Source organism: Corynebacterium massiliense DSM 45435, assembly GCF_028609805.1.
Lineage (GTDB): Bacteria > Actinomycetota > Actinomycetes > Mycobacteriales > Mycobacteriaceae > Corynebacterium > Corynebacterium massiliense.
The window spans coordinates 1,457,390-1,474,029 of record NZ_CP063189.1 but is presented as its reverse complement, the minus strand read 5'-3'; the positions used below and the strand labels follow the sequence as shown (position 1 = coordinate 1,474,029).

Below are 16,640 nucleotides of genomic sequence, written 5' to 3'. Positions count from 1 at the left end.
ATCTAAAACGGCGGCTCGGCGTCCGGGCCCCACGCTGCGTCGCCGTCGTCGTTCGGCGCGCCTTCTTCGGCAAGCCCCAGTACGTCGTAGAGCTTGCTCGCCGGCCAGATGTCGATGCCCTGGCCCTTCTCGTTGAGCTCGTCGGCGCGCTTTTCCTTGGAGGTCTTCTTGCCCCACTGCCCGACGACGAGGAGGGTGGTCTTTTTTGTGACGTTTTTGCCCACCTGGCCGCCGTGATCGGCGATCTGCGACCACAACTCACCCTTGTCGTATGGCTCGAAGTCGCCGGTAAGGGTGACGTGCTGGGAAAACAGCGGGTGGTCGCTGTCGGCGTCCAAGTTGGGATCCGGGATCGTGTCCGGGGTGGCCACGGACTGCCAGGGCGCCGGGGCGGAACCGTTGCCTTTCTTACCTCTCCCGGCCTTCGAGCCGCCCTTTCGGGAACCCGCAGCGCCATTTTTCGCGCCGGCATTTCGGGTGTCTTCCCGGAAGTCGGTCCCGGCACCCAAGTCGGCCGGGGACGTCGGGGCGGTCTTCGCCCGCAACACCGGCATGACCGCGTCCGCGGTCAACGAACCGAGGGTGAACTCACGGGCGGTGAAAAGGGTGTCGACGGTTCCCGCGTGCCCGAACTGCCGGGCCAGGAAGGACACGATGACGCCGGCAGCGCGGGCGTCGGCACAGGCGTCGTGATGCTGGAAAGCATCCATACCGGCAACCTTGGCCACCGTGGGCAGCTTGTGGTTGGCCACCTCGATGACGCCGCTGGCCGATGCATTGCGGGCCAGGGCGAGGGAACAGGCGAACGATAGCCGCGGCACGTCGGCGCCGCAGGCCAACAGCGCCTGCCGCAGGGCAGTCGAGTCGAACTGCGCATTGTGGGCGATAAAGACATCATCACCCAAGAAATCGATGAGCTCGCCGGCGGCGTGCGCAAACCCGGGGGCATCGGCGACGTCGTCGGCCGTGATGCCGTGAATGGAGACGTTGATGTCGTCGAAACCGTCCAGACCCGGGGGAGGGGTGCACAGCCACGACCGCGACTCGACCTCCTTGCCGTCGCGGAACCGTACGGCACCGATCTGGCAGACCGAGCCCCAGTTCCAGTTCGCGGTCTCCACGTCGACTGCCGTGAAGTCCAACCCCGTCACTCCGACGGCGGTGTCATCGGGGGTCTCGCCGCGCCGGGCGGCATCGATAAGCGCGGCGAGTGCGGCCGCGTCCTGATGCGGTGCGAAGCGGATGCGTGTCGACTCGCTGTCACCGTGGTAAATGGTGACAGTGCCGAAACCGGTTGCAGAAGGGCGCTCGGCCTCCGTAGACCGGATGTCACCGATGGCGATGACAGTCTCAGCTGCCCCCAGGCTGGCCGCAAGGAGCGTCGGACGGATGATGACTTGGTCGGCGGTGACGTCGACGTGGGCGGAGTGCGCAGTGACCGTCACGGGAAAATTCACGCCTTTCTACATCGACAACGGGGGTGCCACACGCACAGTGTGTGTGGGGACTGGGTGCGCGGGCGGGGAGTTGAGTGTCAGCCCGCTGAGGCCGCGGAGTCCATCTCCTGCAAGATGAGCATCGACCTAGGTTGGACACAAATATTACCCTCTGCTTCCACCACGGTTTCCGCCGCGGGGTAGCCGCCGGATTCCGCGGTATCCACCACGGTGGTCCAGCGCTGACCCAAGTCTGCTCCGGGCAGAGTGAAGTCGATGGCCTCGTGGTGCGCGTTAAAGATCAGGATGAAGGAATCGCCTTCAATGGGCTTTCCCGCATCATCCAGCTCGTTGATTGCGGCGCCGTTGAGAAAGACCATCAGGGCCTTGCCAAAATCGTGGTCCCAGTCTTCCTGCGTCATCAGTTCGCCAGAGGGGACCATCCACGCAATATCGCGGTCGTGCGCGTCGGAGCCGAGCGGCCCGCCCGCGAAAAAGTGGCGGCGCCGGAACACCGGGTTGTCCCGCCGCAGCGCGATGAGCCGCTTGGTAAATACATGCAACTCGGAGTTCTTCTCCTTGTCCAGCAGGCCCCAGTCCATCCACGACGTCTCGTTGTCCTGGCAGTACGCATTGTTGTTCCCGCCCTGCGTGCGCCCTAACTCGTCGCCGTGCGAGAGCATCGGCGTGCCCTGGCTGACAAGCAGCGTTGCGAGGAAGTTGCGCTGTTGGCGGCGGCGCAGCCGGGCAATATCTGGGTCATCGGTCGGCCCCTCCACGCCGTGGTTCCACGAGCGATTGTTGTTGTCGCCGTCGCGGTTATCCTCCCCGTTGGCCGCGTTGTGCTTGTCGTCGTAGGAGACCAGATCCGCCAGCGTGAAACCGTCGTGCGCGGTCACGAAGTTGACGGAGTCTGTTGGGCGGCGGCCATTGCCGGCATAGAGGTCGGACGATCCGGTAATCCGGGAAGCGAATTCACCCAAGGTGGCCGGCTCGCCGCGCCAGAAATCGCGCACCGTGTCGCGGTATTCGCCGTTCCATTCCCGCCACACAGCCGGGAATCTGCCCACCTGGTAGCCATCGTTGCCAATGTCCCAGGGCTCGGCGATGAGCTTGACCGTGCTGAGCACCGGGTCTTGGAGGACTAGATCGAAGAAGCTGGCGCGGTGGTTGATGTCTCCGTTTTCGCGCGCGAGGGTCGCCGCCAGATCGAAGCGGAACCCGTCGACGTGCATCTCCTCCACCCAGTAGCGCAAGGAATCGAGAACCAACTGCAGCGCCCGCGGGTGCCCGGCGTTGAGGGAGTTTCCGGTGCCGGTGTAGTCGGTGTATTTCGCCGGGGCATCGTCCTCGAGGTGGTAGTACGCGCGATTATCGATGCCCCGAAAGGCCACCGTCGGCCCAAACCGATTGCCCTCGGCGGTGTGGTTGTACACCACGTCGAGAATGACCTCGATGCCCGCCGCGTGATAGGCGCGGACCAGGGATTTGAATTCTGCGATGACCCCGTCTGGATGCGCGGCGTGGGCGTAGTCGTGGTGCGGGGCGAAAAGCCGATGGTGTTGTATCCCCAGTAGTTGCGAAGCCCCAGATCCCGCAGGCGATCGTCTTGGTAGAACTGCTGGATGGGGAGTAGCTCCACCGCTGTCACGCCGAGATCCTGGAGATAGTCAATCACCGCCGGCTGCGCCATCCCGGCGTAGGTGCCGCGCAGCTCTTCCGGTACCTCCGGGTGGGTGGCAGTCATGCCTTTGACGTGCGCCTCGTAAATGACGGTAGCGCTATCCGGGGTGCGCGGGTGGCGGTCGTCGCGCCAGTCGAAATGTGGGTTGGTCACGACCGAGAGCATCGTGTGGCCAAGGGAGTCGTCCGTATTCCGCGTTTCCTCCGCGCCGGCCTCGGCGTGGATGTCGTAGGACCACAGGGACGGATCCCCGTCAAAGTCCCCGTCGAATGCCCGGGCGTACGGATCGATGAGTAGCTTGCTCGGATCGCAGCGATAGCCGTCGTCCGGCGCCCACGGACCGTGGACGCGGTAGCCGTAGCGCTGCCCGGGGGAGACGTCTGGCAGGTAGCCGTGCCATACGTGGGCGGTGACCTCCGGGAGGTCAACGCGGCGCTCGGCACCGTCTGCGTCGATGAGGCACAGTTCGACGCGTTCGGCAGCTTCCGAAAACAGCGCGAAGTTCGTACCGGAACCGTCAAAGTGGGCGCCTAAAGGAAAGCGCGTACCAGGGCGGATTCGTCCCAGGTCAATGTGCGGTGGGGTCATACCCCGAAAGCTTATCCGCAGCCTCAGACATTGACCGGCTTCGCGAAACTGGGCACGTAACTAAGAGAGGTTGTGGCGCAATCCCGCCATTACGATCTCGGTGCCCTGGGCGATAGCTCGCGCGGGATCGCGCGAGTCAGCCGAGCTGGAGCTTGACGATGCCGCGTCAGCCGTCAATGCCACCAGCTGTTCCCGGGACTGCTCGGCCGAGACCGCGCCGAGGACAAAGTGGGCAAGCGTCGCCGCGCCGACCTGCGCGAGTTCTGTCGGAATGGATGGGAGCTCGTGGGCGATAGCCGCGGTGTAGGCCGCGATGGCGTCGTTCCACGTCGGGGAATCCGGCTGTGAGACCGCGGCGGCGACGACTTCCGCGCCGTCGCGGTGCGCGCGTAGGGCGGCGCGGAGCTCGAGGCTTAAACGTACGGGGTCCTGTGCCTGCGCGGCATCGGCAAGCACCGGCGAAACGATGTGGTGCGCCAGCGCGGCCAGAAGGGACTGTTTGTTGGGGAAATGCCAGTACAGCGCGCCGGGCGCGACGGAAAGAGAGGTGGCAACGCGGCGCATTGTGACATCGCCTAGGCCATAGGAGTCGAGCAGCTCGACGGCGGCGGTGAGAATGCGATCGCGGTTTAGGTGCACGACCTGCCAGTGTAGGCGACCAGCGCGGGGAAAAGTCAGGGTGGGGAAGCCAGGGCGGGGAGACGACCGGCACGAGTGCGGCCGGCACGAGTGTGAGCGCTCATGCACCTGCTGACTAGTTGACAGGTCTCTTTGCGTTGACGCCCACTGTGTACGGAGGCTTGCGTTGTTAGTATGTGGCCCGAAGCGTGAAAACCGTAAGCGACCGGTAGCTAAAGCCCCGGTACGCGGCTCAGTGTGTAACACCGCACGGTGAGGAAACGCTAGATCTATTACCGAATAGATAACGGACGGCACGGCCGAGGCTGCATTTGCTTGGCCTTGGCGTGGTTGCCGCCGCAGTATCCCAGGAGTTGACTTGTTTCTGAAGACCCCGGCTAAGACGTCTGTTGCTTTGCTCGCCCTCGTTGCGCCCTGCGCTCTCGTCGCATGCGGCTCGCACGACGAAAACAACAATGCCGCTGCGGCCTCGTCGGAGGCATCGACCACGGTGACGAAGACCAGTGAAAAGACCACGTCGAGCGCGCCGGAAACGACCAAGACCAAGACGAAGACCGCTGCGCCGAAGAACGAGAAGAACGACTCGAACGCGGCGGCGGGTGACGGCGACGGCAACGCGGACGACCAGAATGCCGAACCGAACCAGGGTGCTCAGCAGCCGCAGGCCGATGGCAACGGATTCGAACCGTTGGCCATGGCGCCGGTAGACGGCGGCCAGGATGCCGATCCGGCCACCACCGATGAGATCAATCAGCTCGTGCGCGGAATGTATGACACCTCAACGATGCGCGAGTTCGTCGGCTACCTGCCGGCGCACGCGTGCCAGCGTGCGCTCAACGAGGGCCAATACGACCAGCTGGATCTCGAGCAGATCCCAGACGTACCTATGTCCTCCCTTGACTCGAAGGGCTGGAACGAGGCCTACGTCGAGTCCGTCGATGACATCAAGGTCAACGGCGATCAGGCGTCCGCCACGGTCAACCTGCACACCTCGCAGGGCGAAGACACCAATACCCTCCGCTTCTTGCACGAGGGAGATCGCTGGACCTTCTGCAACGCGTAGCCCGCGGTGACTTCTACGAGTACATCCGTAGTACCGCGCGCTCTCGGAGCGGCTGCCGGAATGTTGGCGGCCGCCCTCTGCGTTTTCGGTGTGGCCGGCGCGCTGTGGGGCTGGCTGCGGCCGGTTCAGCACGCGCACCCCGACCCAGGGTCGGACGGCGGGTTCGTCGTTGACCCCGCAGACCATTCGCAGTTCTTTGGCTACGGTACGTTCGCTGCGGCCACGGGGATCCTCGGTGCCCTCTTTGCTATTTCCGTCTTCGTCCTGCGGCCCCGGCTGCCGGGGCTGGGGACGCTGATATGGCTGCTTATTTCCGTCGCTGCCGGCGGCATCGCTTTCGTCGTCGTCGGCGATGTCGTCGCCGCACAGTCCGTGCACGTCGGTGCGGAGGAGGCCACCCTCGTCGCCCCAGTGGCTCCCGGTATCGCGTTTGCAGCTGGGCCGTTTATGGCGGCGCTGGCTTTCTGGTGCGCGGTGTTCGTCGCCGAGGATTACCCGGGAAGAGAGACGAATTCATAAGGTTTGGCCGCTCGGCGGGGTCGGCTACGGTAGAGACGAACGAAAGGGAGGCTTTACCAGCACCGTGTTTCTTTTCATTTGGCTTTTGTTTCTCCTCGCCGGGTTGTTTGTCGGCGGCGCGTGGTCGGGCTACCAGCACGACAATAAGGTACTGACCATCGCGTGCGGGCTGCTTGCCGTGGTCACGCTCGCTGCCTCCATCACCTGGATGGTTGCGGAGATGCGATGACGAGGAGAACTGACGACGATCGGGCAGCACAGAAGGCGCAGGCCCCGGAAGGCCCTCGGTCCACGGAGGGAGACGAGCAGCTCAGCCTGTGGAAGGTTCCCGGCTTTAGCGCTGTCATGGTGGCCGTCATGGCTGCTTTCGGCGCGTGGTCTTTGCTTCTTCCTACCGTCCCGACCGCGGTCATTGACTCCGGCGGCTCCGAGGCGCTGGCGGGGCTTTCCACCGGTATCTTCATGGCGGCGACTGTCTGCACCCAGCTGGTAACGCCGCGCCTTCTGCGCAATCCCGGCTACCGACCGGTCATGGTCGGGTCTGCGTTCATGCTTGGCGTCCCGGCGCTCGGACACCTCTTGGGAACTGACGCGTGGGTGGTGCTGCTCTTTTCGGCGCTGCGCGGTATTGGTTTCGGCGCGCTCACCGTGGCTGAAGCCGCGGTGGTCGCAGAGCTTGTTCCGCTGCGCTACCTCGGCAAAGCCACCGGCGTGATGGGCATTTTCGTGGGCCTTTCCCAGATGGTCTTCCTGCCGGTGGGCATCTCCGTGTCCAACGTCTTCGGCTACCACGTTACCTACCTCGTGGCCGCTGTGGTGGGCCTGTTCGGCGCGGTGATGTCACTGCGCCTGCCCGCCATCCGTGCGGAGCGCACCGCGGACGCCCCCGGCGAGCACATTCGCGTGCCCATGTGGAAGCTCGTCCTCGTGCCCGCGCTGGCTCTGACCACATTGTCGATGAGCTACGGCGTGGTCTCTTCGTTCCTGCCGGTCTCGGTGCGGGAACTTGATCCCCACACGGGTGCGCAGCTCGGCGCCTTCATCCTGTCGCTCGTTGGCGGGTCGACCATGGTCTTCCGTTACCTGGCGGGGATTTCCGCCGACCGGTTAGGCGCCGGGAAGCTGTTCATCCCGGGCCAGCTCATGGGTTTTGTGGGCATGGCCCTGGTGGCGGCCGCCCTGCACTTCGAGTGGTCGGTCTGGATCGTCCTGATCGGGGCGCTCTTGTTCGGCGGCGGCTTCGGCATCATCCAAAACGAGTCACTGCTCTCGTTGTTCGCGCGTTTGCCGCGCGGGAAGGTGTCCGAGGCTTCGGCGACGTGGAACATCTTCTACGACGGCGGCACCGGTCTCGGTTCGGTCATACTCGCGTCCTTGGTGGCTGGGTACGGCTACGCCGGAGCGTACGGCGCCGGTGCGGTTATCATCGTCGCCGGTATCGCGATGACCAGCCTCGACCTGCTGTTGGGGCGGCACCGCGTGGCCGAGGTCAACAACATCCGCACCCGTCTGTCCCATCTGCGAAAGGCCTGAACGATGTCCCGACAGAAAAAGACAGTCGCCCTCTTGGGCTGCGATAGTACGGACTACCTGCGCGGCCTTGCCAGTGCCATCGAGCACGCCGGCGCGGCCGTGACCGTCACGTCCGAGCCGGCGACAGCGATTGCCGCGGACGGTCTGATTCTCGCCGCCCAGTGCGGGTTCGCCGGATGCCTGGAAAATCTCCGCTCTTTCCAAGGCGATCGTATCCTGGGCCAGCGCTTGGCCGGCGGCCGCCCAGTGTGGGCCATCGGAACGGGGATGCAGGCGCTTTTCGATGCCGCCGTGGACCCCGACGGCTCCCTCGTAGCGCGCGGGTGCGGGGAGTGGCCCGGCACCGTGGAGGAGCTCCATTCGAGTTCTGCGGCCCCGGCCGGGGCTGGGGCTGGAGCGGGTGCCGGGACCGGATCCGGACCCGGTCAGCACACCGGGTGGAACACAATCGACGTGCCCGCGTTCTCGGGCGGCGGACGCAACAAGTCGAAGCTGTTCGCGGGCATCGACCCAGACCGCGAATTCTTCTTCGACCACACGAGTGCGGTGCGACGCTGGGAGCTGGAACCGGACGTGCTTATTCCGCCCATCGTCGGCTACACCAAGCACGGCGAAGACCGCTTCGTGGTGGCGGTAGAAAACGGCCCGCTGTGGGCGACCCAGTTCTTCCCGGAGAAGTCGGATGTGGCCGGGAAACGGGTCATCGGTAACTGGGTCCGCAGCCTGTAGCTTTCGTCTTTTTCGCTCGCGGAAAACGCCCCGGAAACCCGAGGTCGGCAACTACTATTACTACACATGAGCTTTGATATTTTGCCGGCCATTGACGTCGTTGCAGGGAAGGCTGTCCGCCTCGATCGGGGAAGGGCGGGGACCGAAAAATCTTACGGTGATCCCGTGGAGGCAGCCCGCGCGTTCACCGAGCAAGGCGCGCAGTGGCTCCACGTCGTCGACCTCGACGCGGCTTTCGACCGCGGCCACAACCACGACGTCCTCGGGCGCATTACCGAAGAATCGGGAGTGCGATTCCAACTTGCCGGCGGCATCCGCACGGACGCCGACCTCGAGCGCGCCCTATCCAGCGGTGCTGCGCGGGTGGTCATCGGCACTGCGGCACTGGAGGACCCTGACTGGATCCGCTCGGTGCTTCACAAGCACGCGGACAAGATCGTGGTCGATCTGGCCCTGCGGGAAGTCGACGGCCAGTGGCGTACGCGCGGGCACGGCTGGGTTTCTGACGGCGGTGACCTCTGGGAGGTCTTAGAGCGCCTTGACCAGGCCGGGTGCCAGCGGTTCTTGGTCACTGACGTGTTCAAGGACGGCACCCTGACCGGGCCGAACGTCGAGCTGCTGCGCGACATCGCGATGGCCACCGATGCCTCGATTACCGCGTCGGGTGGCGTGAGCACCGTCGAAGATGTCCAGGACATCGCGCGGTATCAAAACGACGGCATTGACTCCGTGGTCATCGGCAAGGCACTGTATGAAGGTAAATTGAGCGTTCACGACGCTCTGTCGGCCGCGCGCGAGACCCAGCCCGAGCCGGCGACCGACGAATAAAAGGGGCCGTGGCCACGAACACGTAACGCCGGGGCCGAAACCGCCGGGGAAGGATGGACCATGACACGCAATGAGCCCAGCGAGCTTCTGGCGGTAGCCAACGCCGCAATCGACGGCGTCGAAGAGTCGTTTCGCGCCGGCCTCGGAGCCGCGCCCGCGCACTTCAAAGGCCAAGGCGACTTCGCCACGGAGGTCGACCTGGCCATCGAAAAGCGCCTGTGTTCCCTCCTGACCGAATCCACGGGCATCCCGGTGGTGGGGGAGGAAGACACCAGCGGGAAAGTTCCGGCTGGCGAAACGCCGCAGACCGTGTGGGTCGTGGACCCAGTTGATGGCACGGCTAACTTCTCGGCCGGCAACCCGCTGTGTGGGATTCTCATCGCGCTCATTGATGGCGGCAAGCCGCTTGTGGCGGCCGCGTCCTTCCCTCTGTTGCAGCGCCGACTGAGTGCCACCGCCGCCGGGGATTTCGAATCGACCGGGGGACCTGCCGCCGGGTTTGGCGGCGGGGAAGACTCCTACGGTTTTGAAGAATCCCGCGGCCACGTGGGATGCTCCACGCACCTGCCTACGGACCTGTTCGCCGATCTGCGGCGCACCGGTTTGCGCCCCCGGATGACGGGTTCGGTCGGTCTCGACTCCGCGTTCGTGGCCCAGGGAGTATTCGACGGCGCCATCAACTTCTCACCGCACCCGTGGGACAACGCCGCAGGTGCGCTCTTTGCCCGGGCCGCCGGCGGGTGTGCCACGGACCCGGACGGTAACGAATGGACTCTCGGGGCGCGGGGCCTGGTCGTGGGCACCCGCCAGGTCCACGGCACTATCCTTGACGCGGTCGCCCGCCTCAAAGACTGATCACAGTGTGAGGAAGGCGGGCCCATACGCCTACAGTGAGAACAATGAAACGCTTCGGACCGCTCCTGTGCGCTCTTGGCGCGGTGCTGCTGTGGCTGTCCTCCCGCATGACCTGGGTGACCGCTCACAGTGAGGACGATAAGTCAGGGCCAGCAACCAACGATATCGTCGGCGCCACGTGGTCGCTGGAACTCACAGCCGTCGCCCTCGTCCTGCTCGCCGGCGCGGTGGCCGCCCTCGCCGTGCCGCCGCTCGCGCGCCGCATCATCGGCATTATCTGTGCTGTAGCCGCGGCAATCGCCGCGTGGCAGCCGATCAACCTCTTGTTGTACGGCGCGGATAACGAGCAGGCACAACACCTACTGTCAGCGGCAAAAGACAACGACAAGGCCGTCGACGCTGCCTCCATCTCGGACTGGGCGGTGGTGACAGAGACCGCGGTGTCTCACGCAGGGCCCTTCATCGCATTGGTCGGCGCGACCGCCGCGATTGTCGGCGGGGTCATGGTCGCGGTCAATCCCGGCACGCGTCGGGGGAGTACGGATGACGCCAAGTACAAAACCCCGGCCGCCCGGCAGGAACAGCTGCCGGAAGATCTCGCTGAAGACCCGGATTCCGAGCGAGTGATGTGGGACGCGCTCGACAGCGGGATCGATCCGACGGATCTCCCGCAGGAGCGCTAGTGGCGAGCTACCGCAATTGGGCGCTGCCGCGTGCTCGGCACCAAAGGTGTGCAGTGATAAGGGAGATCCACCAGCGATTACAGTTTTTGCAAACCTTCGGGTTAGCCTAAACGTGAATTCCCGAGTGAGCGGCTAACAAGCCGCCTGTGCAGAGGTGCTACCTGGAGGCGGGAGGTGAGCCGGCCGATGACGACACCGATTGCCGTGGATCATATTGTCGCGGGCGTTATTGAGGATGTCGCTGCCCGCGAAGCCCAGGTGAGCTTCAAGGAGGTCAAGGCGCGGTCGCGCTCCGGCGCCCTGCCGGCACCCCGCGATGGAGTAGCGGCACTTTTGCGCACTGGCTGCTCGCTCGTCCCCGAGCTCAAACGCGCCGTGCCCTACGGCGGAGAGATCGCGCGCCTGGACACCCCGGCATCCATGGCGGCGCTCGCCTGCGAGCTGGAAGAGGCCGGCGTGCACGTCATGGCCTGCCAAACGGACGCCCGCCGCCACCACGGCTCGTTGGAGGATATGTCGACCGTCCGTGCGGCGACCACCATCCCCATGATGTGCCGCGACATCATCGTGGACCCGTACCAGATTCATGAGGCGCGCTGCTTCGGGGCGGACATCGTTCCGCTGCAGGTCGAGCTACTCGAGCAACCGCGGCTGGAGGCGCTTTTGGATCGCATTGAATCGCTCGGCATGACCGCGATGCTGGAGGTGCGTACCTGCGACGAGGCTGACCGGGCGCTCGCCGCTGGCGCGCGCGTCATCGGCGTCAACGCGTGGTCCCTGGCCAGCGATGCCATCGACCGCGACGCGTTTGCCGCCATCGCGCCGGGGCTGCCGGAAAAAGTGGTCAAAGTGGCTGTCGGCGGCGTGCAGAATTCGCGGAACCTGTTGGCCTATGCCTCGCGGGGCGCGGACGCCGTCATCGTGGGTGAATCGGTCATGGCCTCGCCCGACCCGGTCGCCACGGCACGCACTCTCGTCGCCGTCGGGCAGCATCCGGCGTGTGCCTCCCGGCGCCTCTAGCAAGCCCGTTTGAGGACATCCCCGCGTTCGCGAGTGTCGGGTGGATAAGGCACACTAGCCTGTGTGGAAACCCAGATTTTAGCGAATATCCCGTCCCCGCCCCAGGGGGTGTGGCACCTTGGTCCGATCCCCATTCGCGCCTACGCGCTGTGCATCGTGGTGGGCATCTTGGTCGCGCTGTGGATGACGCTGCGACGCTACACGGCGATGGGCGGCAATCCGGACACGGTCTGGGACGCGGCGATCGTGGTGGTTCCCGCCGGCATTATCGGCGGGCGCTTGTACCACGTAGCCACGGATTACGACAAGTACTTCTGCGCGGACTGCAACCCGGTGGACGCGCTGAAAATTACCAACGGCGGACTGGGCATCTGGGGCGCGGTAGCGCTAGGCGCGCTGGCCGTCGCGGTGTTGTTCAAGTTCAAAAAGATCCCGCTCGGGCCGTTCGCGGACGCGGTCGCGCCCGGGCTCATCCTGGCGCAGGCCATCGGCCGGCTGGGTAACTGGTTTAACCAGGAGCTCTACGGCCGTGAGACCGACGTGCCGTGGGCTCTGGATATCTACCGCCGCGTGGATGAGGCGGGCCGCTACGCGCCGGTGAGCGGTCACTCTACGGGTGAGGTGCTCACGAGCGTCCACCCCACCTTCCTCTACGAGCTGGTGTGGAACGTCCTGGTCTGCCTTTTCCTTTTGTGGGCGCACCGGGCGTGGAAGCTCGGCCACGGCCGAGTGTTCGCCCTGTACGTCATGGCCTACACCTTGGGCCGGTTCTTCGTGGAAAACATGCGGGCCGATGACGCCACGCTGGTCTTCGGGGTGCGCATCAACGTCATCGTTTCCGTCGTGGTCTTCCTGGGTGCCGCGATTGCGTTCTACCTGCTGCCGCGTGGGCAGGAAACGCCGCATGACGTCGACTGGCGCCACCAGAAGGTCTACGGAGGTATCGCGCAGCCAGCCGAGGCGGCGAAAAAGCCCAACCGCTAGCAGCGTCGGTACAGTCCGAGTAACTTAGGGAACCGTCACGAACCGAGAGTAGAAGAGGGTTACATGCTGGATAGAAGAACCAAGATCGTGTGTACGTTGGGCCCCGCCGTCGCGAGCCAGGACAAGATCCTTCGCCTCGTCCAGGACGGTATGGACGTCGCCCGCCTCAACTTCTCTCACGGCGAGCACGCCGATCACGAGCAGAACTACAAGTGGGTCCGCGAGGCAACCGATGAAACCGGCCGCGCCGTCGGCATCCTCGCCGACCTGCAAGGCCCGAAGATCCGCCTCGGCCGTTTCACCGAGAACGAGACCTACTGGGCGGACGGCGAGGTTGTCCGTATTACCACCGAGGACGTCGAAGGTACCCACGACCGGGTGTCCACGACGTACAAGGGCCTGGCCGACGATGCGAAGCCGGGCGACCGCCTGCTTGTCGATGACGGCAAGGTGGCCTTGGTGTGCAAGGAAGTAGACGGCAACGATGTCGTCTGTGAGGTCACCGAGGGCGGCCCGGTGTCCAACAACAAGGGCGTTTCCCTGCCGGGGATGAGCATCTCCGTGCCGGCGCTGTCCGAAAAGGACATCGCGGACCTGCGTTTCGCGCTGAAGCTCGGCGTGGACTTCATCGCCCTGTCGTTCGTACGTTCCCCGTCCGACGTGGACCGCGTCCACGAGATCATGGACGAGGAAGGCCGCCGTGTGCCGGTCATCGCCAAGCTGGAAAAGCCCGAGGCCGTCGACGCCCTCGAATCCATCATCCTGGCCTTCGACGCGGTCATGGTCGCCCGCGGCGACTTGGGCGTGGAGGTGCCGCTGGAAGAGGTCCCGCTGGTGCAAAAGCGTGCCATCCAGATCGCGCGTGAGAACGCCAAGTCGGTCATCGTGGCTACCCAGATGCTCGACTCGATGATTGAGAACTCGCGCCCGACCCGCGCGGAGGCGTCTGACGTGGCTAACGCGGTGCTCGACGGTGCCGATGCGGTCATGCTGTCGGGTGAGACCTCGGTGGGCGTTGACCCGCACAATGTGGTGCGCACAATGGCCCGCATCGTCAAGCGCGCGGAAACCGATGGTCACGTCCCGCCGCTGTCCCACGTGCCGCGCACCAAGCGCGGAATGATTTCCTACGCCGCTCGCGATATCGCCGAGCGCCTCAACGCCAAGGCCATCGTCGCGTTCACCACCTCCGGCGACACCGCTCGCCGCGTGGCGCGTTTGAAGTCGCACCTGCCGCTTCTGGTGTTCACTCCGAACCAGGCGGTGCGGTCCCAGCTCGCCCTGACCTGGGGTGCCGAGACGTTCCTGAGCCCGCAGGTGAAGTCGACCGACGAGATGATGCAAGCGGTCGACGAGTCGCTTCTGGCCATGGAGGAGTACAACGAGACCGACCTGATGGTCGTCGTCGCCGGCACCCCTCCGGGAATCCCGGGCAATACCAACCTGATTCACTGCCACATGCTTGGCGATGACACCCGCGCGGAATAAATCCACCGCCGAGTAAGGCTCTAAAGGGGAAGCCCCACACGCACTGTGGGGCTTCCCCTTTAATCGATCGGGGTCGGCTCGATGCGCCACACCTCGCGGGCGTAATCGGAAAGCGTGCGGTCGGAAGAAAAGCGGCCGGAGGCGCAGATATTCGCCCACGCCTTGCGGGCCCACGCCAGCTGGTCGCGAGCGTAATCGGCAGCCATGCGGTCGCGGGTGGCGCGGTAGTCGGCGAAGTCCCCGAGGACGTAGTAGGTATCCCCAGCGTCCTTACCCTCCCCGGCGAGCAGCAGCTCTCGCAGGGCGGCGAAGTCACCGGTCTCGCCGTCGTCCAAGGTGCCGTCGTACAACGCGTCGAGCGTGCGCGCCAGCCCTGGCACCGTGCGGTACAGCTCCGCGGGGCGGTAGGCAGTACGCAGCTCGTCGATCTCGTCGTTGCGCGCGCCGAAGATGTAGGCGTTATCAGCGCCGACCGCTTCGGCGATCTCGACGTTGGCGCCGTCGAGGGTGCCCAGGGTCAAGGCGCCGTTCATCATGAACTTCATGTTCGACGTGCCCGAGGCCTCCTTGCCGGCCACGGAGATCTGCTCGGAGACATCTGTGGCCGGGATGATGTATTCGGCCGCGGTGACGTTGTAATTTTCCACGAAGACCACGCGCAGGATATCCCGGGTGCGCGGGTCGTTGTTGACCAGGGAGCCGATGGCGTTGATGAGTTTGATGATGACCTTCGCGCGGGCGTAGCCCGGGGCGGCCTTCGCGCCGAAGATGAACGTGCGGGGCGGGACATCGTCCGCGCCGTCCTCGGTAATGCGGAAGTACAGGTCGAGGATGTACAGGCCGTTGAGCAGCTGGCGCTTGTATTCGTGCAGGCGCTTAATCTGCGCATCGAAGATGGTGTCCGGGTTCACCGTGGTTCCCTGGTGCTGGTGAATCCAGGCGGCGAACTGCTCCTTTTTGGCACGCTTGATATCCAGCAACTCGCGGAGGGTGCCTTCGTTATCGCCGAGGTGGGCGAGGTTAGCTAGGCGCCGCATATCCGTCAGCCAGTCCTCGGAGCCGCTCGAGCGAGTGAGCAGCTCGGCCAGTTCCGGATTACACATCTTCAGCCAGCGGCGCGGGGTGACCCCGTTGGTTTTATTGGTGAACTTCTCCGGCCACAGCTCATGCCACTCCTTGAGAGTGTCGGCCTTGATGATCTCGGTGTGCAGCGCCGCGACGCCGTTGATGGAGTAGGAGGCGTAGCAGGCGATCCACGCCATGTGGACCTTCCCGTCGTGGACCGGCGCCATGAAGTTGATGCGCTCCTCGCTCAGCCCGCGGGCGGCCATCTCCTCGCGGAAGCGGCGATCGATTTCCTGGATCAACTCCCAGATGCGCCAAAACAGCTTCTGCACGATGGACACATCCCACTTTTCCAGCGCCTCGGTCAGCGTGGTGTGGTTGGTATATGCGATGGTTTCGGAGGTAATCCGCCACGCTTCGTCCCAGCTTAAGCCGCGGTCATCGAGAAGAATGCGCAAAAGCTCCGGAATGGCAAGCACCGGGTGGGTGTCGTTGAGCTGCACACAGTTGTAGTCGGCGAAACCGCTCAAGTCCTCGCCGTGGTGGGCGATGTAGTTGTCCACGATCGCCTGCAGGGAGGCGGAGACGAAGAAGTACTGCTGGCGCAAGCGCAGCATCTTGCCCTCGTAGGTGGTGTCGTTGGGATACAGCACGCGGCAGATATCCATGACGCGCTCGCGCTGGACGATGGCGTCCGTAAAGCGCTGGGAGTTAAACGCCTCGTAGTCGAAGTCTTCCATCGGCTCCGACTTCCACAACCGCAGCGTGCCCACGTTCGCCGTGGCATAGCCCGGGATGGGCATGTCGTAGGGGATAGCGCGCACGTCCATGTCGTCGAAGTGGACGATGCGCTGGTTGCCCGCGCGTCGAATGACAAACGGGTACCCGTTTTCCAGCCACGGATCCGGTTCTTCGACCTGGTTGCCGTCCGCGAAGTTCTGGCGGAACAAGCCGTAACGGTACAAAAGCCCGTAGCCGGTCACGGGGTAATTCAACGTGGCGGCCGAGTCGAGGAAGCAGGACGCCAGCCGGCCGAGCCCGCCGTTGCCCAGTGCTGCGTCGTTTTCCGCTTCGAGAACTGTTTGCATATCCCGGCCGGTTTCCGCGACGGCCTGTTCTGCTTCCTCGACGAGCCCGAGGTTGGTCAGGCCGTTGAGCAGGGCGCGGCCCTGGAGGAACTCCGCGGAGAAGTAGTGCTGCTGCCGGGTGGCGTCGTACGCCTGCTGGGTGTCTGCCCAGTTATCGGCGATGTATTCCATGACCGTGGCCGACAGGCCGAACCAGACCTTGCGGCGGCTGGCTGATAGCGGCGAGTTGCCGCTCGCGGCGCGGACGTGGGCAAAGACGTGCGGGGTGAAGTGGGACGCGTCAGGGCGCGCCGGGCGGGGATAGGACTGCTCGCGGTACTGCGGGCCAGAGTGCGGCTGGGACTGTGGTTCTGACTGCGGCTGGGGCTGAGCGGGAATTCGGTTCTGGGGCATGGTGGGAGAGCACTCACCTTTGTCGGTCTCGCTGCGAGTAAGACG

Annotated in this window: 14 protein-coding genes and 1 pseudogene; 11 read left to right on the top strand and 4 right to left on the bottom strand. The window is 64.8% G+C overall.

The genetic code is table 11. The annotated features are described in order from the left end of the window. Window positions 1-2: 2 nt before the first annotated feature. The 3 genes and pseudogenes from CMASS_RS06935 to CMASS_RS06925 all read right to left on the bottom strand — a co-directional run bounded on the left by CMASS_RS06935 (window position 3) and on the right by CMASS_RS06925 (window position 4,347). Window positions 3-1,445 (bottom strand): exonuclease domain-containing protein, encoded by a 1,443-nt coding sequence (locus CMASS_RS06935; protein WP_022862289.1) that lies wholly within the window; start codon window positions 1,443-1,445, stop codon window positions 3-5. Further along, window positions 1,351-3,708 (bottom strand): annotated as a pseudogene (gene glgX, locus CMASS_RS06930) (glycogen debranching protein GlgX). The gene CMASS_RS06935 and the pseudogene glgX overlap by 95 nt, the downstream one beginning before the upstream one ends. Before the next feature lie 60 nt (window positions 3,709-3,768). Further along, window positions 3,769-4,347 carry a TetR/AcrR family transcriptional regulator gene (locus CMASS_RS06925; protein WP_022862288.1) on the bottom strand — a complete coding sequence of 193 codons (579 nt, stop codon included), beginning with the start codon at window positions 4,345-4,347 and terminating at the stop codon, window positions 3,769-3,771. Window positions 4,348-4,705: 358 nt separating this feature from the next. On the opposite strand from CMASS_RS06925, the gene CMASS_RS06920 reads away from it, so the two are divergent. From CMASS_RS06920 to pyk, 11 genes are all read left to right on the top strand, one after another. After that, window positions 4,706-5,410, top strand: a complete 705-nt coding sequence (locus tag CMASS_RS06920; protein ID WP_022862287.1) for an Rv0361 family membrane protein — start codon at window positions 4,706-4,708, stop codon at window positions 5,408-5,410. A 60-nt stretch (window positions 5,411-5,470) separates the two neighbouring features. Further along, window positions 5,471-5,929, top strand: a complete 459-nt coding sequence (locus CMASS_RS06915) for a hypothetical protein (protein WP_022862286.1) — start codon at window positions 5,471-5,473, stop codon at window positions 5,927-5,929. A 64-nt stretch (window positions 5,930-5,993) separates the two neighbouring features. Beyond that, window positions 5,994-6,158 carry a membrane protein gene (locus CMASS_RS06910; RefSeq protein ID WP_022862285.1) on the top strand — a complete coding sequence of 55 codons (165 nt, stop codon included), beginning with the start codon at window positions 5,994-5,996 and terminating at the stop codon, window positions 6,156-6,158. Further along, entirely contained in the window at window positions 6,155-7,462 is a 1,308-nt protein-coding gene (locus CMASS_RS06905; RefSeq protein ID WP_084684318.1) for an MFS transporter, read from the top strand. The genes CMASS_RS06910 and CMASS_RS06905 overlap by 4 nt, the downstream gene beginning before the upstream one ends. Before the next feature lie 3 nt (window positions 7,463-7,465). Further along, the gene (locus CMASS_RS06900) at window positions 7,466-8,191 is read left to right on the top strand and encodes a type 1 glutamine amidotransferase family protein (protein ID WP_022862283.1); all 726 of its coding nucleotides are present in this window, start codon (window positions 7,466-7,468) and stop codon (window positions 8,189-8,191) included. A gap of 66 nt (window positions 8,192-8,257) precedes the next feature. Next, entirely contained in the window at window positions 8,258-9,019 is a 762-nt protein-coding gene (priA, locus tag CMASS_RS06895) for a bifunctional 1-(5-phosphoribosyl)-5-((5-phosphoribosylamino)methylideneamino)imidazole-4-carboxamide isomerase/phosphoribosylanthranilate isomerase PriA (RefSeq protein WP_022862282.1), read from the top strand. A 60-nt stretch (window positions 9,020-9,079) separates the two neighbouring features. Then, the gene (locus CMASS_RS06890; RefSeq protein WP_022862281.1) at window positions 9,080-9,874 is read left to right on the top strand and encodes an inositol monophosphatase family protein; all 795 of its coding nucleotides are present in this window, start codon (window positions 9,080-9,082) and stop codon (window positions 9,872-9,874) included. 44 nt (window positions 9,875-9,918) lie between these two features. Continuing rightward, a complete protein-coding gene (locus tag CMASS_RS06885; protein WP_022862280.1) occupies window positions 9,919-10,557 on the top strand; it encodes a TIGR02234 family membrane protein in 639 nt (212 codons plus the stop codon). 186 nt (window positions 10,558-10,743) lie between these two features. After that, entirely contained in the window at window positions 10,744-11,577 is an 834-nt protein-coding gene (locus CMASS_RS06880) for an indole-3-glycerol phosphate synthase TrpC (protein WP_022862279.1), read from the top strand. Window positions 11,578-11,640: 63 nt separating this feature from the next. Further along, on the top strand, window positions 11,641-12,561 hold the full coding sequence (lgt, locus tag CMASS_RS06875) for a prolipoprotein diacylglyceryl transferase (protein ID WP_022862278.1): 921 nt from the start codon (window positions 11,641-11,643) through the stop codon (window positions 12,559-12,561). A gap of 63 nt (window positions 12,562-12,624) precedes the next feature. Then, on the top strand, window positions 12,625-14,049 hold the full coding sequence (gene pyk / locus CMASS_RS06870; RefSeq protein ID WP_022862277.1) for a pyruvate kinase: 1,425 nt from the start codon (window positions 12,625-12,627) through the stop codon (window positions 14,047-14,049). A gap of 59 nt (window positions 14,050-14,108) precedes the next feature. On the opposite strand, the gene CMASS_RS06865 is transcribed toward pyk, so the two are convergent. Next, window positions 14,109-16,595, bottom strand: a complete 2,487-nt coding sequence (locus tag CMASS_RS06865; protein ID WP_022862276.1) for a glycogen/starch/alpha-glucan phosphorylase — start codon at window positions 16,593-16,595, stop codon at window positions 14,109-14,111. Window positions 16,596-16,640: the final 45 nt, after the last annotated feature.

Excerpts from the sequence above, each read along its gene's own strand:
- CMASS_RS06900 (WP_022862283.1), top strand. The coding sequence starts at position 7,466 with ATGTCCCGACAGAAAAAGACAGTCGCCCTCTTGGGCTGCGATAGTACG.
- CMASS_RS06865 (WP_022862276.1), bottom strand. The coding sequence starts at position 16,595 with ATGCCCCAGAACCGAATTCCCGCTCAGCCCCAGCCGCAGTCAGAACCA.
- CMASS_RS06905 (WP_084684318.1), top strand. The coding sequence starts at position 6,155 with ATGACGAGGAGAACTGACGACGATCGGGCAGCACAGAAGGCGCAGGCC.
- CMASS_RS06890 (WP_022862281.1), top strand. The coding sequence starts at position 9,080 with ATGACACGCAATGAGCCCAGCGAGCTTCTGGCGGTAGCCAACGCCGCA.
- CMASS_RS06885 (WP_022862280.1), top strand. The coding sequence starts at position 9,919 with ATGAAACGCTTCGGACCGCTCCTGTGCGCTCTTGGCGCGGTGCTGCTG.
- CMASS_RS06915 (WP_022862286.1), top strand. The coding sequence starts at position 5,471 with ATGTTGGCGGCCGCCCTCTGCGTTTTCGGTGTGGCCGGCGCGCTGTGG.
- priA (WP_022862282.1), top strand. The coding sequence starts at position 8,258 with ATGAGCTTTGATATTTTGCCGGCCATTGACGTCGTTGCAGGGAAGGCT.
- pyk (WP_022862277.1), top strand. The coding sequence starts at position 12,625 with ATGCTGGATAGAAGAACCAAGATCGTGTGTACGTTGGGCCCCGCCGTC.
- CMASS_RS06880 (WP_022862279.1), top strand. The coding sequence starts at position 10,744 with ATGACGACACCGATTGCCGTGGATCATATTGTCGCGGGCGTTATTGAG.